Raw genomic sequence first — 13,809 nt, 5'->3', positions numbered from 1 at the left:
AGGGCGTGAAGCCCCAGCTCGCTCAGAGGTCGAAATCACCTGCCGCTTCGGGCTGGTACTCGATCTCCAGCAGCTTCAGCTTGAGAGTTTTGCCCCCGGGCGCAGGCCAGTCGATCTGTTCGCCAACAGAAAGCCCCAGCAAGGCGCAACCAATGGGTGCCAGAATCGAAACCTTGCCATCTGGGCCGGCATCCTTGGGGTACACCAGGGTGAGGTGATAGTCCTTGCCGCTGGCTTCTTCACGGCAGTGCACCCGCGAATTCATGGTCACCACGCCGGCAGGTACGTCCTCGTGACCGACCACCTGTTCGGCGCGGTCCAGCTCGCCCATCAGGGCAAGCACGCCCGGCGTACTTTCGTCAAGGCTGTCGATAAGACGCTCCAGACGTTGTACGTCCAAACGGGTGAGGATGAGGGAAGGCTTGGTGCTCATGATCCAGTCAGACTCCTTTGAACAGGCAATTTTCGATGCACAGATAAAGCAAAACCCCGCCCAAGGGCGGGGTTTGTACAGGCTTTGGCGTCACCGACGCAGAACCCGACACTACCACAGCCGGGCAAATACTCAAGCCCTTGCGGTCACTGTGCCTTTGCCTGATCGCGCAGGTTCTGCGCCTCGCGGCAGATCTGCCGGCGGCGGTGGTCATCGGCCGAACGCCACTCGCGGATATGCTCCACGTGGCGGTGGCAGCCGGTGCAGACGCGCTGTTCATCCAGCCGGCACACGCTGATGCACGGCGACGGCACGGCGGGGCTGACGTTGCTGTAAAGCGGCTTGGGCGGCCGGGCTTGGGGGGTGCTCATGTCAGATCTCTTCGAAGTCCAGCTTATCGCCCGCCCGCTCCCAGACGATGCGCTCGAGCATTTCGCCCAGCAGCTCCTCGCTCTTTTCACACACCCACTTGCCACTCTCTTCGTCGTAGTCGAAGTGGAAACCGCCGGAGCGGTCGGCCAGCCACAGCTGGCGCAGGGGCTCCTGCCGGCTGAAGATCAGCTGGCTGCCGTTTTCGAACGTGATGGTCAGCACGCCTGCGGAGTTTTCCATGTCCAGGTCCATGCCGCTCTCGTCGAACAGGTCTTCCAGCGCCTGTTGGGTCGCATCGACCAGGTCGTGGAAACGCGCTTCAGTCAAACTCATTGCAGGAACCTCGAAATTGGCTGCATGACAGGCAAGCCGGGCAAGATACGGGCGCCAAGCGCCCGCCGCAAGCGGCAGATTGGAAGCTGCAAGCTGCAAGCCACAAGCTGCAAGAAAAGGCTCAGCGTACACCGGCCAGCTTTTTCTTGCCGCTTGTAGCTTGCAGCTTGTAGCTCGTGGCCTGCTGCTTGGGGCTGCCAGGCCCTCGCATAGGCAAGGCGCCGGTCGCTCGGTATACTCCGGCGCAATACTGCATTTTTAAGGATTTCACCCATGAAGCGCCTGATTTCCTCCCTCGCGGCGCTGGTCGCTGTTGCCTGCCTCGTTTCCGCATGCGGCCAGAAAGGCCCACTGTACCTGCCAGATGATGGCAAGGACGGCAAGGATGTGCACAAGTCGCACCAGCACCAGAGCAAAGCCAAGCCCGCCCAGACCGAAGAGCAGCAGCCTGACGTGCAGTCGGAGCCTGAGCAATCGCCAGAGCAGTAAGGGAATCAGATGAACGCTTTCAACTACCGCGACGGTGAGCTGTTCGCGGAAGGTGTGTCGCTGTCGGCTATCGCCGAACGCCATGGCACGCCGACCTACGTGTACTCGCGGGCGCACATCGAAGCCCAGTACCGCAGCTACACCGATGCCCTGCAAGGCAGTGAGCACCTGGTGTGCTTCGCGGTCAAAGCCAACTCCAACCTGGGTGTGCTGAACGTGCTGGCACGCCTGGGCGCTGGCTTCGACATCGTTTCCGGTGGCGAACTGGAACGTGTACTGGCTGCGGGCGGGCGGGCTGATCGCGTGGTGTTTTCCGGTGTCGGCAAAACCCGCGAAGACATGCGGCGGGCCCTGGAAGTGGGCGTGCACTGCTTCAATGTGGAGTCCACCGACGAGCTGGAGCGCCTGCAAGTGGTGGCGGCCGAGATGGGCAAGGTGGCGCCGGTTTCCTTGCGGGTAAACCCCGACGTGGACGCGGGCACCCACCCGTACATTTCCACCGGCCTCAAGGAAAACAAGTTCGGTATCGCCATCGCCGATGCCGAAGCCATCTACGTGCGTGCTGCACAGTTGCCGAACCTGGACGTGGTAGGTGTCGACTGCCACATCGGCTCCCAGCTGACCACCGTGGAACCGTTCCTCGACGCGCTGGACCGCCTGCTGGTGCTGGTTGACCGCCTGGCCGAGTGCGGCATCCACTTGCGCCACCTGGACCTGGGCGGTGGCGTGGGCGTGCGCTACCGTGATGAGCAGCCGCCACAAGTGGCCGACTACATCAAGGCCATTCGCGAACGCGTGGGCGAGCGGGACCTGGCGTTGGTGTTCGAGCCGGGCCGCTACATCGTGGCCAATGCCGGCGTGCTGCTGACCCGGGTGGAGTACCTCAAGCACACCGAGCACAAGGACTTCGCCATCATCGACGCGGCCATGAACGACCTGATCCGCCCGGCCCTGTACCAGGCGTGGATGGGTATCGATGCGGTCAAACCGCGCCACGGTGAAGGCCGCCCCTATGACCTGGTGGGCCCCATCTGTGAAACCGGCGACTTCCTGGGCAAGGACCGCATGCTGAACCTGGCCGAGGGTGACCTGCTGGCGGTGCAGTCTGCGGGCGCCTATGGTTTTGTCATGAGCTCCAACTACAACACCCGTGGCCGTTGCGCGGAAATCCTGGTCGACGGCGACCAGGCGTTCGAAGTACGCCGCCGCGAAACCATCGCCGAATTGTACGCTGGCGAAAGCCTGCTGCCGGAGTAAGCCCATGCTGCTGCGCTTTACCAAGATGCATGGGCTGGGCAATGACTTCATGGTCCTGGACCTGGTCAGCCAGCACGCGCACATCCAGCCCAAGCACGCCAAGCAGTGGGGTGACCGGCACACCGGTATCGGCTTCGACCAGTTGCTCATCGTCGAAGCCCCGAACAACCCTGAAGTGGATTTCCGCTACCGCATCTTCAATGCCGACGGCTCCGAAGTGGAACAGTGCGGCAATGGTGCGCGCTGCTTCGCCCGCTTCGTGCTGGACAAGCGCCTGACCGCCAAGAAGCGCATCCGCGTGGAAACCAAGAGCGGCATCATCGTGCTGGACATCCAGCAAGATGGCCAGGTGAGCGTCGACATGGGGCCACCCCGGTTCATCCCTGCCGATATCCCGTTCATTGCCGATGAGCAGGCCCTGAGCTACCCGCTGGAAGTAGACGGCCAGGTGCATGCCGTCGCCGCCGTGTCCATGGGTAACCCCCATGCCGTGCTGCGTGTGGATGACGTGCAGGCCGCGCCTGTGCATCAATTGGGGCCGAAGATCGAGCACCACCCACGCTTCCCGCAGCGGGTCAATGCCGGCTTCCTGCAGGTGCTCGACCGCCATCGTGCCAGGCTGCGCGTGTGGGAACGCGGTGCCGGGGAAACCCAGGCGTGCGGCACCGGCGCTTGCGCCGCTGCGGTAGCCGCCATCAGCCAGGGCTGGATGGATTCCCCGGTATCGCTGGAGCTTCCGGGCGGCCGCTTGCACATCGAATGGGCAGGCCCCGGCAAGCCCGTGCTGATGACTGGCCCGGCTGTACGGGTTTACGAAGGACAGGTTCGACTTTAAGCGAGTAACCGTCATGACCGATCAGCCCAAGGTTGTACCCAAGCAGTCCGCTGACCTCGATGCCGAAGCGGTGGTCGCCTACCTGCGTGACCACCCCACCTTCTTCGCCGAGCACGACGAACTGCTGGTGGAGCAGCACATCCCGCACCAGCGGGGCGATAGCGTTTCGCTGGTAGAACGGCAGCTCAAACTGCTGCGCGACCGTAATATCGAGATGCGCCACCGCTTGTCGCAGCTGATGGATGTGGCACGCGACAACGACCGCCTGTTCGACAAAACCCGCCGGCTGATTCTTGACCTGCTCGATGCCGGCAACCTGGAAGAAGTGGTGATGGTGGTCGAAGACAGCCTGCGCCAGGAATTTCAGGTGCCCTTCGTCAGCCTTATCCTGTTTGGCGACAACGTCGCACCGGTGGGCCGCTGGGTCAGCAATGCCGAGGCCCAGCAGGCCATCGGCGCCCTGCTAGGTGGCGGCAAAACGGTCTGCGGCAACCTGCGCGAACACGAACTGGCGTTTCTGTTTGGTGAGGAACAACGCCGCGAAGTAGGCTCCAGCGCCGTGGCCGCCCTTGAGTACCAGGGCCTGCACGGGGTGCTGGCCATCGGCAGCCGCGACCCGCAGCACTACAAGAGCAGCGTCGGCACTTTGTTCCTTGGCTACATCGCCGAGGTGCTGGGCCGGGTGGTGCCCCGCGTCAGCCAGACCCTGCGCCCGGTACGCTGATGAACCCTGCGCTGGAGGCTTATTGCGCGCACCTGCGCAACGAGCGCCAGGTGTCCGAGCACACGCTGCTGGCCTACCGTCGCGACCTGGAAAAGGTCATTGCCTACTGCAACCAGCACGGCATCGCCGGCTGGCAAGCCTTGCAGATCCAGCAACTGCGCCAGCTGGTCGCCAGGCAGCATCACCAGGGCCAGTCTTCGCGCAGCCTGGCACGCCTGCTGTCGGCGGTCAGGGGCCTGTACCGCTACCTCAACCGTGAAGGCCTTTGCCAGCATGACCCGGCCAATGGCCTGAGCGCCCCCAAGGGCGAGCGCCGGCTGCCCAAGGTGCTGGACACCGACCGCGCCCTGCAATTACTCGATGGCGGGGTTGATGACGATTTCATCGCCCGGCGCGACCAGGCCATGCTCGAGCTGTTCTATTCCTCGGGCCTGCGGCTTTCCGAACTGACTCAGCTCGACCTCGACCATATCGACCTTGCCGGTGGCCTGGTACAGGTACTGGGCAAAGGGGGCAAGGCCCGGGTATTGCCCGTTGGGCGCAAGGCCCGCGAGGCATTGCAGGCCTGGTATCGCCTGCGCGGCATCGGCAACCCTCGGGACCGGGCCGTGTTCATTACCCGTCAGGGCAACCGCATCAGCGCCCGGGCTGTGCAACTGCGGGTAAAAGCAGCGGGTGAGCGCGAGCTGGGCCAGCACCTTCACCCGCACATGCTTCGCCATTCCTTCGCCAGCCATGTGCTCGAGTCCTCCCAGGACCTGCGGGCGGTGCAGGAGATGCTCGGCCATGCCGACATCGGCACCACGCAGATCTATACCCACCTGGACTTCCAGCACCTGGCCACGGTGTATGACAGCGCCCACCCCAGGGCCAAACGCAGCAAAGGCAGCGACTCATGAGCATCAAGCTGATCACGTTCGACCTCGACGACACCCTGTGGGACACCGCACCGGTGATCGCCAGCGCAGAAGTGGTGTTGCGCGACTGGCTGGAAGCCAACGCCCCGACCCTGGGCAGCGTGCCGGTGGAGCATCTGTTCGCCATTCGCGAGCGCCTGGTGCAGGCCGAACCTGGCCTGAAGCATCGCATCAGTGCCTTGCGCAGAAAGGTGCTTACGCACGCCCTGCGAGAGGTGGGCTACAGCGACCAGCAGGCCCTGGCACTGGCCAACGAGGGTTTCGAGGTATTCCTGCATGCCCGGCACCAGGTCGAAATCTTCCCGGAGGTGCAGCCGATGCTCGAAGCCTTGCGCCAGCACTACACCCTGGGTGTGGTGACCAATGGCAATGCCGACGTCAGCCGGCTGGGGCTGGCGGACTACTTCCGCTTTGCCCTGTGCGCCGAAGACCTCGGCATCGGCAAGCCCGACCCGGCGCCGTTTCTGGAGGCCCTGCGCCGGGGCGAGGCGACGGCCAGTGCCGCTGTGCACGTCGGCGACCACCCTGGCGACGATATTGCCGGTGCCCAGCGCGCCGGGCTGCGCGCCGTGTGGTTCAACCCGCAGGGCAAGCCCTGGGCAGGCGAGCGGGCGCCGGATGCGGAAATCCAGCAGCTGTCCCAGCTCCCCGGCATCCTCTCCCGCTGGGCCTGATCGGCCCTACCCCTCCCGCAAAAACGACCACCCACAAAAAAGCCCGCAGCGACGGCGGGCTCTTGAGTACGCAACCACTCAGATAGGGCGGCTACCGTACTTGTTGTCTGGCTTCTTGGGCGGGTCGGCGACCACGTTGGCCTCCACTTCCTGAACCTTGCCGCCGCGCGCCAGGAACTCTTCCATGGCCTTGGCCAGCGCATCGCGTTCCTTCTGCTTGGCTTCCAGGCTGGGCATCTCGTCTACCGAGACAGCAGCCTTCGACTTACCTTTGGCGGCAGGTGCCGGGCTGCTGTCGTCGTCGCCTGCATCTTCGGCAACGTCGTCAGCAGCTGCTTCAAGGCCTTCATCGCCTTCTTCTTCGTCACCGACCTCGAGGTCATCATTTTCCAGATCGTCGTCGCTCATGTTCTACCTCATGACTTGCAAAAGCAGGTTAGTTAGAGACCAGTGCAGCCGTAGACCGGCAGCCACTGGTGAAAATTCAACTGGCCGTGGGATATGGGCCACTGCCCCTGGGTCCGCACCCCTGATGGGAAGGCGGTACCCGGCAGGCCCTGCTGATGGCAAGGCCTCGACATAACTTGCAACCCATGCTGGCTACCCGCCACTGGCAAGCCTAGCAAAGGCTGGTGAAGCGTGGGCGCTTCGCGTCCAACACCCTTCGGCGCGCATTCTAGCGCGCCCGCAGAAAAAGCAAAGCGCCATGAATGCGCCTTAATCTGTAAGTTTTATGCCTACGTGGCGAACGTGTGAGATAAACCGTTTGCCATGCAGGAAAAGCTAAAAAATTGGCAAAAAAATGCCCGGCAAGCCGGGCAAGTTTTTACAGGGCGGCAGTTACAGGTTGTAACCACGCTCGTTGTGCTGAGCCAGGTCGAGGCCGACCGACTCTTCTTCTTCGTTGACCCGCAGGCCCATCACCAGGTCCAGCACCTTGAGGATCACGTAAGTGACGATGGCGGTGTAGGCCACGGTGAAGATCACGCCTTTGGCCTGGATCCACACCTGCATGCCGATGTCGGTCACAGCGCCGAAGCCACCCAGTGCCGGGGCTGCAAATACACCGGTAAGCATGGCGCCAACAATGCCGCCGATACCGTGGACGCCAAAGGCGTCGAGCGAATCGTCATAGCCGAGCTTGCGCTTGAGGCTGGTTGCGCAGAAGTAGCAGATCACACCCGAGGCCAGGCCGATCACCAGGGCGCCCATTGGGCCCACGGTGCCTGCAGCCGGCGTGATGGCTACCAGGCCAGCCACCACGCCCGACGCGATGCCCAGAGCGCTTGGCTTGCCGTGGCCGACCCACTCGGCAAACATCCAGCCCAGCGCTGCAGCAGCGGTGGCAATCTGGGTAACCAGCATGGCCATGCCGGCAGTGCCATTGGCCGCGGCGGCAGAGCCTGCGTTGAAGCCGAACCAGCCGATCCACAGCATGGCTGCACCCATCAGCGTATAGCCAAGGTTGTGCGGCGCCATGGGGGTGGTGGGGTAGCCTTTGCGCTTGCCCAGCACCAGGCAGCAGACCAGGCCAGCGATACCCGCATTGATGTGCACGACCGTGCCGCCAGCGAAGTCCAGTACGCCCCAGTCCCACATCAGCGCGCCGTCACCGCTCCATACCATGTGGGCGATCGGGGCATACACCAGGGTGAACCAGATGGCCATGAACACGAGCATGGCGGAGAACTTCATGCGCTCAGCGAATGCACCCACGATCAGCGCCGGGGTGATGATGGCGAAGGTCATCTGGAAGGTGATGAACACCGCTTCAGGGAACAGCGCGGTGGCCGAGGTCAGGTGGTCGGGTGTGACGCCATTGAGGAAGGCCTTGGAGAGGCCGCCCACAAAGGAATTGAAGTTGAGCACGCCTTTTTCCATACCGGTGGTATCGAACGCGATGCTGTAGCCGTAGACGACCCAGAGAATGCTCATCAGACCGGTGATTGCAAAGCACTGCATCATCACCGACAGCAGGTTCTTGGAACGCACCATGCCGCCGTAGAACAGGGCCAGGCCGGGGATGGTCATGAACAGCACCAGCGCCGTGGCGGTCAGCATCCAGGCGGTGTCGCCGGAGTTGAGCACGGGCGCAGCTTCTTCTGCCAGGGCCAGCCCGGGCATTACGAAGGACAAAAGGGCTCCTAGCCCTGCGATCTTACGCAGAGTCATGTTGTTTTCTCCTGGGGCGTTGGGTTTGGTGAGGCTTTGTTGTTGCTTTAGATCGCGTCGGTATCGGTTTCGCCGGTACGAATACGGATCGCCTGCTCCAGATTCACCACGAAGATCTTGCCGTCACCGATCTTGCCGGTGTTGGCCGCCTTGGTGATGGCTTCGATTACCCGATCAAGGTCCTTGTCGTCGATGGCGACATCGATCTTCACCTTGGGCAGGAAGTCGACCACATATTCGGCACCCCGATACAGCTCGGTGTGACCCTTCTGCCGGCCGAAGCCTTTGACCTCGGTGACGGTGATGCCCTGCACGCCGATTTCCGACAGTGACTCGCGCACGTCGTCCAGCTTGAACGGCTTGATGATGGCTGTGACTAGCTTCATGAAACTCTCTCCCGATTTGGTGGACTTGCCCCAGGAAAACAAACCCGTCTCAAGTCTAAGCGCAGCGGTTGGCTTTGTAACGCATCGTCGGCATGCGCGCCGCCTGGTCACAAGGAACTGCATCAGTGCATGGCTCGATCATGTCATTGCAGAAACCTTGCCAGGTCAGGCAAACCCAGGAAAAACAGCACGTTATGCTTCATGCCAGGCATTGGCCAGTCGCCAGCATGGGTGGCGCGCACCCTTTCGGTGCGCCTGGCGCCGGCTCGCTGCGCGAAAAATGTGCAGCCGCTGGGTGCGTCCGGCCGTTCAGGGCTGCGTGATACACTGGCTGCCATCATTCAATTGCAGTGGACAGCCTCATGCTCGCGCCCAAAGCCCTCCTCGATGCCCTGAGCGATCAGGCCTCGCGCCTGTTCAACAGCGATACCAACCAGCCCCGCGCCGAACTCGAAAGCCAGTTCAAGGTGCTCATGCAGGGTGCCTTCAGCAAGCTTGACCTGGTCAGCCGCGAAGAATTCGACAGCCAGATGGTGGTACTGGCCCGCACCCGGGCGCGTCTGGAGGCCCTTGAGCAACAGGTGAGTGAGCTAGAGGCAAGGCTGTCCCCGACCCGCCCCGATTAACCCGCCGTCCAAGGAGAGTCAACGCGATGAAAGTCAGTGCCCGCAATACGTTCGAAGGCAAAGTCAGCAGTGTTCAACCCGGTGCGGTCAACGCTGAAGTGGAACTTACCCTGGCCGGCGGCGAGAAACTGGTAGCGGTGGTCACCATGACCAGCCTGCACAACCTGAACATCAACGTCGGCAAGCAGGCCGTGGCACTGGTAAAAGCCCCTTGGGTGGTGCTGCTCACCGACGCGGCGGGTTACAAACTATCGGCCCGCAACGCACTTGAAGGTGAAGTGGTGCGGGTGGGCGACGGTGCCGTAAACGCCGAGGTTGTGCTGAAGCTGTCCGGGGGCACCGAGGTGTATGCCATCGTGACCCGCGAAGCCGTGCAGGAGCTGGGCCTGGCGCCTGGCGTGAAAGCGACCGCGTTGATCAAGGCATCGCACATCATCCTCGGCACCAAGCCCTAAAGTGGCTGGAAGGGCCGCTCAAGGCGCCTGGCGAAGGCGTGCGGGGCGGCCTTTGGCGGCAGTTCCCCGGGGCGCAGGTTGCCGCGGAACAGGGCCGCACCGCACTGAGTGAACAGGGTTTTTACCCGGTTGTTCGAATTGAGCACTTCGGCGTGGATGTGCTCGATCACGGAATCGCCCGGCTGCAGGGTGGCAGCATGGTTGACCCACTCGATGGCGGCATAGCGGCTTTGCCTGCGGGTGCCACGCCCCTGCATCCAGGCCAGGCCCAGTTCGGCACTGGCCCGGGCAGCGATCCACGGGTCCGGGTGTTCCACCAGGCTCAACAGGTAGGCCACCGCCTCGGCGCGTTCCCGTGCGTGGCCAAACTGGCGCAGCAGCATGCCAAGCCGGAGCCGTGCACAAGCGTTGGTTTGCGGGTGGCCCAACGCGTCGATCAACAACCGCCGCACACCCAGCATGGTAGTACGGTCACGCAGGTTCGCATCGCCACGCATGCGCAGGCAAGCCAGCCGGTACTTGGCTTGCCGGCTCCCGGCCTCAACCGCACGCTGTAACCAGCGCTCGGCCACTTCATCGTCCAGGTAATGTTCGGGGGTGTGGCCCAGGTCGCCGTGATGCAGCTCGAACATTGCCAACGCGGCGCCCCGCAGGTTCAGTTCGGCGCAGCGCTCCAGCAGGTAGCACGCCACTTCGTGCCGGTTTGCCGACCACAGCAGGCGCACCAGGTCGAGAAGCTCGAAGCCTGGTGCCTGGCCTGCACGCTGGCGCCTGACCGCGACCTGCAGCCAGTGCCGAGCCTGCTCGCCATTACGCGCCATCCCCCACAGGCCAAAACGATAGGCAGCAGCCCGCAAGGCGCAGGCAGCAGCATGGGAGCGCCCTTCACACAAGCGCAGCATGGCCGTGTGCAACAGGGCCTGCTCATTGGCCGCCCCGCTCGCCAGCGCAACCCCCACCAGGCGGTTGAATGGCTGGCCCAGCGCCTGAATGGCCCCAAGGTCAGCGTCACATGCCAGGCTCGCCACAAAATCGGCAAAGGCATCGCCACGTGCCGGTATGGCGCAGCTTCGCAGCGCGCCACGCCAGGCCAGCACCACGGCGTTATCCCTGGGCCTGAGCGGGCGCTTGGCCCAGGCATCGCATAACGCCTGGTAATCATCGACCGTTTGCGGCTGGTCGAAGGCCGGTAACACAAGCCGGTCTTCGATAGCCATCCAGCGCACCGCATTGCGCATCGCCTCGCCCCAGTTTTCGCACAGCGGCCCACTGGCCAGCAGCTCGACTGCCTGCGAGCTGCCCCCCCAGCGGGGCAACAGGTACTGGGCATACGCCTGGATGGCCTCGAAGCAGCCGGGGCAAGCGGCCAGGGCATGGCGCATCCAGTAGTGGTGCGGAGCCTCCTTAGGCTCGTCGTTGCGCGGCTGCAAGCCAGCCGGCAGCACTTTCGGCAGCTCTGCCAGCGGCAATACGCCATGCCTGACCAAAAACGGCGCTGCTGCCTCCTGGACTTCAACATCGGCATTGGCGTTGGGCCTGAAGCGCGCGGGCTGGTGCTGGAACAACTCGATGAGCCAGCCTGGTTCACGGAAGTGAGCGCTGATGTGCAGCATGCCGATAGCCGCCGCTGCGGGTTGACGGGAATGGGCCATTGCCCGCAACAGGTGCGCCGTCGCTGTCTCGCACATCTGCTCCACAGCCAGAAAGCGCGCCGCGGTGCGCGTGCCACTCTGGTCCACCTGGCGAGCCCTGTTGAAGCAGTGAAAACCCATGACCACCTGGGGGTGATAAGCCCTGGGGCAGGCATCGATCCAGGCCTCGAGGACTTGGCTCAGCGCCCTGTCGCCCTGCTCGGGCACGACCAGCATGTGCCCCTCGACAGCGGCCATGTAGGCGGGGAATTCACCCGGCAGGGCCTGGCGCCAACGCGCCTCCAGGCTGTCGAAAAACCGATTGAGTTCAACGAATGCACTGGCCTGAACCAGCTCGCGGATCGCCTCCCGCGTGTGGGTGAGCGTTTGCACAGAGCAATACCTCAAGTCCATTTCAAGGTAGAAGCGGTGCCATCCAATGGCATCGACGGTTTGCCCAGCAACAGTAAGCCAAAGCAGCCGAGCGCGCAAAATAATTGGATCCACTTGCAGGTTAAAACGAGCAGGTGCAAATGGCTCCCAGGCTTGGAAAAAGAACGTACCACACACTCCATTTGCAGCGTGCCGTTCGCCGTAGGCGGTAAACCCCGATGAAAACTGGGGCTAGGCGTGTTTCACATACGCAATTGTGCAGCAGAAAGCGCAATCAGTCAGATCTGACAGAGGAATGCTATTTTTAGCCATTAATTAGTCATATTTGACTTTTAGCAGAGGATAGAAGTCTCCCCGACGCAGATCGACTATAATGGTCAGAAATGACCAATTTAGCTGGTTATACGCTCATAACTGGTCTGATTTGCCTTTTAGCCTAGAAATCCAGGAGGACGGCAATGTCGTTCATGCATCTGCTTAGCTCTCCCGCAGAGATCGCTCGTGATGTAGGAAGAAATGCAAAAAAGCTACGGCTATCAAAAAACCTCACGAGGAAGACCTTGGCTAAGCTTTCAGGGGTGTCGGAGTCGTCGATCCAGCGGTTCGAGACGGCAGGCTCTATTACCCTTGAGTCGATGATTTTGCTGGCCACTGCGCTCGATGAGCTCACGCCTGTAACGGCCCTGTTCAGGCCCTCCCAGCCAAATTCCCTCGCAGAACTGAAAAACGCTAATCGTAAACGGGGGACCAGATGAATCCGCGCCAGGCTTATCCGAAGCTGAAGCGCTTCGAATCCCTCGAGGTCACCAAATGCGGTGTGAAAGTGGGTGATCTGTACAGGGAAGAAGGCCGTGGGATTTTTTTTACATACGACCCTGGATGGCTCGCTACAGGCTTCAACCTTTCGCCATTTACGATGAAGTTTGACGACAAACCTCAGCTCGCACGAGCGCCTGAGCTGTTCGCTGGGTTGCATGGCCCATTTGCAGACTCTCTCCCTGACGGCTGGGGGATGCTGCTTATGGACAGATTCCTTAATTCCACATTCGGTGACGGGACGGCTTACACAGTGACTGCCCTGGATCGGCTCGCATATATGAGCGACAGAGCCATGGGTGCATTTGAGTACCATCCAAAGGCTGAACGGGAGTCATTGCGGGGTACAGTCAACCTTGCGGAGCTCTTTGAGGCCGCCGTGGAAGTGCTATCAGGGGAAACCTCGACGGTGCTTACCAAGCTACGGCTTGCTGGGGGATCACCTGGTGGTGCCCGTCCAAAAGCGATCGTTGCCATGTCTCCAGATGGAAGTCATGCAACGTCCGCTTTCGGGCAAATTCCGCCTGGATACGATCACTGGATCGTCAAATTCAGAGCCCCAGGTGAGCCTGTTGAAACGGGTGCCATGGAGTATGCGTACTACCTGATGGCCAGGGACGCAGGTGTCGAAATGGCTGATTCGAGTGTCCTGAACGTGACCATGCCCGATGGTAGTCGTGAGGGCTTCTTTGCGACAAAGCGCTTTGATAGAGAAGGCGATAAGAAGCTGCACATGATCACTGTCTCTGCGCTTATGTACGCGCCTTACACAGCGCCCTCCATGGACTACAGCGGGCTACTCAAGCTCACGAGCACGCTGACTCGCAGCGCCGCAGAAGTCGAAAAAATGGCCAGGGTAATGATCTTCAATGCCCTGTTTCACAACTATGACGATCACACCAAAAACTTCGCCTTCATCGGCCGTGACCCAGAACGGCCTGGCGAGGAAGCCAAGTGGACGCTAGCGCCGGCATATGATCTGACGTTCTCTGAAGCCAGGGGTGAGCACACCACGGCATACGGCGGTCGAGGAAAAGCCACCAGGCAGTTGATTCAGGAACTATGCGCTGACTACAAATACCTCAAGCCGCACGACTATATCGAGCAAACGCTAGCAGCATTTGCGAAATGGGATGAAGTCTTCAGGGACGTGAGGATTCCCCTGAAAGCAGGCGCCGGTTACAAAACCGTGCTGGAAAAAGATCATATCCATTTCAACCTGATCAGGCCCACCCGCCGATAACGCGAGTGCTTGCGCTAGTGGCTTATGAGTACCCAGCTAGTCGTAGGGCCATA

Annotated in this window: 17 protein-coding genes; 10 read left to right on the top strand and 7 right to left on the bottom strand. The window is 61.8% G+C overall.

Annotated elements, in window-relative coordinates:
* Window positions 1-22: 22 nt before the first annotated feature.
* From rnk to cyaY, 3 genes are all read right to left on the bottom strand, one after another.
* Window positions 23-433, bottom strand: a complete 411-nt coding sequence (gene rnk / locus IAE38_RS16355) for a nucleoside diphosphate kinase regulator (protein ID WP_201218312.1) — start codon at window positions 431-433, stop codon at window positions 23-25.
* Between the two features lie 146 nt (window positions 434-579).
* Complete coding sequence (locus tag IAE38_RS16350) at window positions 580-804, bottom strand: DUF1289 domain-containing protein (RefSeq protein WP_201218311.1); 225 nt, start codon at window positions 802-804, stop codon at window positions 580-582.
* 1 nt (window position 805) lies between these two features.
* Window positions 806-1,138 (bottom strand): iron donor protein CyaY, encoded by a 333-nt coding sequence (gene cyaY, locus IAE38_RS16345; protein ID WP_201218310.1) that lies wholly within the window; start codon window positions 1,136-1,138, stop codon window positions 806-808.
* A gap of 273 nt (window positions 1,139-1,411) precedes the next feature.
* Here cyaY and lptM point away from each other — a divergent pair, with 273 nt between their 5' ends.
* The 6 genes from lptM to IAE38_RS16315 are packed head-to-tail and all read left to right on the top strand — an operon-like array spanning window position 1,412 to window position 6,034.
* The gene (lptM, locus tag IAE38_RS16340; protein WP_201163801.1) at window positions 1,412-1,627 is read left to right on the top strand and encodes an LPS translocon maturation chaperone LptM; all 216 of its coding nucleotides are present in this window, start codon (window positions 1,412-1,414) and stop codon (window positions 1,625-1,627) included.
* Between the two features lie 9 nt (window positions 1,628-1,636).
* Complete coding sequence (lysA, locus tag IAE38_RS16335) at window positions 1,637-2,884, top strand: diaminopimelate decarboxylase (RefSeq protein ID WP_201212607.1); 1,248 nt, start codon at window positions 1,637-1,639, stop codon at window positions 2,882-2,884.
* Between the two features lie 4 nt (window positions 2,885-2,888).
* A complete protein-coding gene (dapF, locus tag IAE38_RS16330; RefSeq protein ID WP_028632935.1) occupies window positions 2,889-3,719 on the top strand; it encodes a diaminopimelate epimerase in 831 nt (276 codons plus the stop codon).
* A gap of 13 nt (window positions 3,720-3,732) precedes the next feature.
* Entirely contained in the window at window positions 3,733-4,443 is a 711-nt protein-coding gene (locus IAE38_RS16325) for a DUF484 family protein (RefSeq protein ID WP_028632934.1), read from the top strand.
* Window positions 4,443-5,342: a tyrosine recombinase XerC gene (gene xerC / locus IAE38_RS16320; RefSeq protein WP_060480885.1), complete on the top strand. Its 900-nt coding sequence runs from the start codon at window positions 4,443-4,445 to the stop codon at window positions 5,340-5,342. Before IAE38_RS16325 ends, xerC begins: the two co-directional genes overlap by 1 nt.
* On the top strand, window positions 5,339-6,034 hold the full coding sequence (locus tag IAE38_RS16315) for an HAD family hydrolase (protein WP_201218309.1): 696 nt from the start codon (window positions 5,339-5,341) through the stop codon (window positions 6,032-6,034). The genes xerC and IAE38_RS16315 overlap by 4 nt, the downstream gene beginning before the upstream one ends.
* Window positions 6,035-6,112: 78 nt before the next feature.
* On the opposite strand, the gene sutA is transcribed toward IAE38_RS16315, so the two are convergent.
* From sutA to glnK, 3 genes are all read right to left on the bottom strand, one after another.
* Window positions 6,113-6,442 carry a transcriptional regulator SutA gene (gene sutA / locus IAE38_RS16310; RefSeq protein ID WP_201212613.1) on the bottom strand — a complete coding sequence of 110 codons (330 nt, stop codon included), beginning with the start codon at window positions 6,440-6,442 and terminating at the stop codon, window positions 6,113-6,115.
* 432 nt (window positions 6,443-6,874) lie between these two features.
* Window positions 6,875-8,206, bottom strand: coding sequence for an ammonium transporter (locus IAE38_RS16305; protein ID WP_028632930.1), 1,332 nt, complete (start codon window positions 8,204-8,206; stop codon window positions 6,875-6,877).
* 47 nt (window positions 8,207-8,253) lie between these two features.
* Window positions 8,254-8,592, bottom strand: coding sequence for a P-II family nitrogen regulator (gene glnK / locus IAE38_RS16300; RefSeq protein ID WP_002555808.1), 339 nt, complete (start codon window positions 8,590-8,592; stop codon window positions 8,254-8,256).
* Window positions 8,593-8,954: 362 nt separating this feature from the next.
* Here glnK and IAE38_RS16295 point away from each other — a divergent pair, with 362 nt between their 5' ends.
* A complete protein-coding gene (locus IAE38_RS16295; RefSeq protein WP_201218308.1) occupies window positions 8,955-9,218 on the top strand; it encodes an accessory factor UbiK family protein in 264 nt (87 codons plus the stop codon).
* A 26-nt stretch (window positions 9,219-9,244) separates the two neighbouring features.
* Window positions 9,245-9,673 carry a TOBE domain-containing protein gene (locus IAE38_RS16290; protein WP_028632927.1) on the top strand — a complete coding sequence of 143 codons (429 nt, stop codon included), beginning with the start codon at window positions 9,245-9,247 and terminating at the stop codon, window positions 9,671-9,673.
* On the opposite strand, the gene IAE38_RS16285 is transcribed toward IAE38_RS16290, so the two are convergent.
* A complete protein-coding gene (locus IAE38_RS16285; RefSeq protein ID WP_201218307.1) occupies window positions 9,670-11,697 on the bottom strand; it encodes a DUF4034 domain-containing protein in 2,028 nt (675 codons plus the stop codon). The two genes, IAE38_RS16290 and IAE38_RS16285, sit on opposite strands and share 4 nt — an antisense overlap.
* Window positions 11,698-12,155: 458 nt before the next feature.
* Between IAE38_RS16285 and IAE38_RS16280 the strand changes: the two genes are divergently transcribed.
* A complete protein-coding gene (locus tag IAE38_RS16280) occupies window positions 12,156-12,452 on the top strand; it encodes a helix-turn-helix domain-containing protein (RefSeq protein WP_028632926.1) in 297 nt (98 codons plus the stop codon).
* On the top strand, window positions 12,449-13,756 hold the full coding sequence (locus IAE38_RS16275; RefSeq protein WP_201218305.1) for a type II toxin-antitoxin system HipA family toxin: 1,308 nt from the start codon (window positions 12,449-12,451) through the stop codon (window positions 13,754-13,756). The genes IAE38_RS16280 and IAE38_RS16275 overlap by 4 nt, the downstream gene beginning before the upstream one ends.
* Window positions 13,757-13,809 lie beyond the last annotated feature (53 nt).

This window comes from Pseudomonas sp. S32, from assembly GCF_016648095.1.
Lineage (GTDB): Bacteria > Pseudomonadota > Gammaproteobacteria > Pseudomonadales > Pseudomonadaceae > Aquipseudomonas > Aquipseudomonas parafulva.
This window is presented reverse-complemented; position numbering and strand designations above follow the sequence as displayed.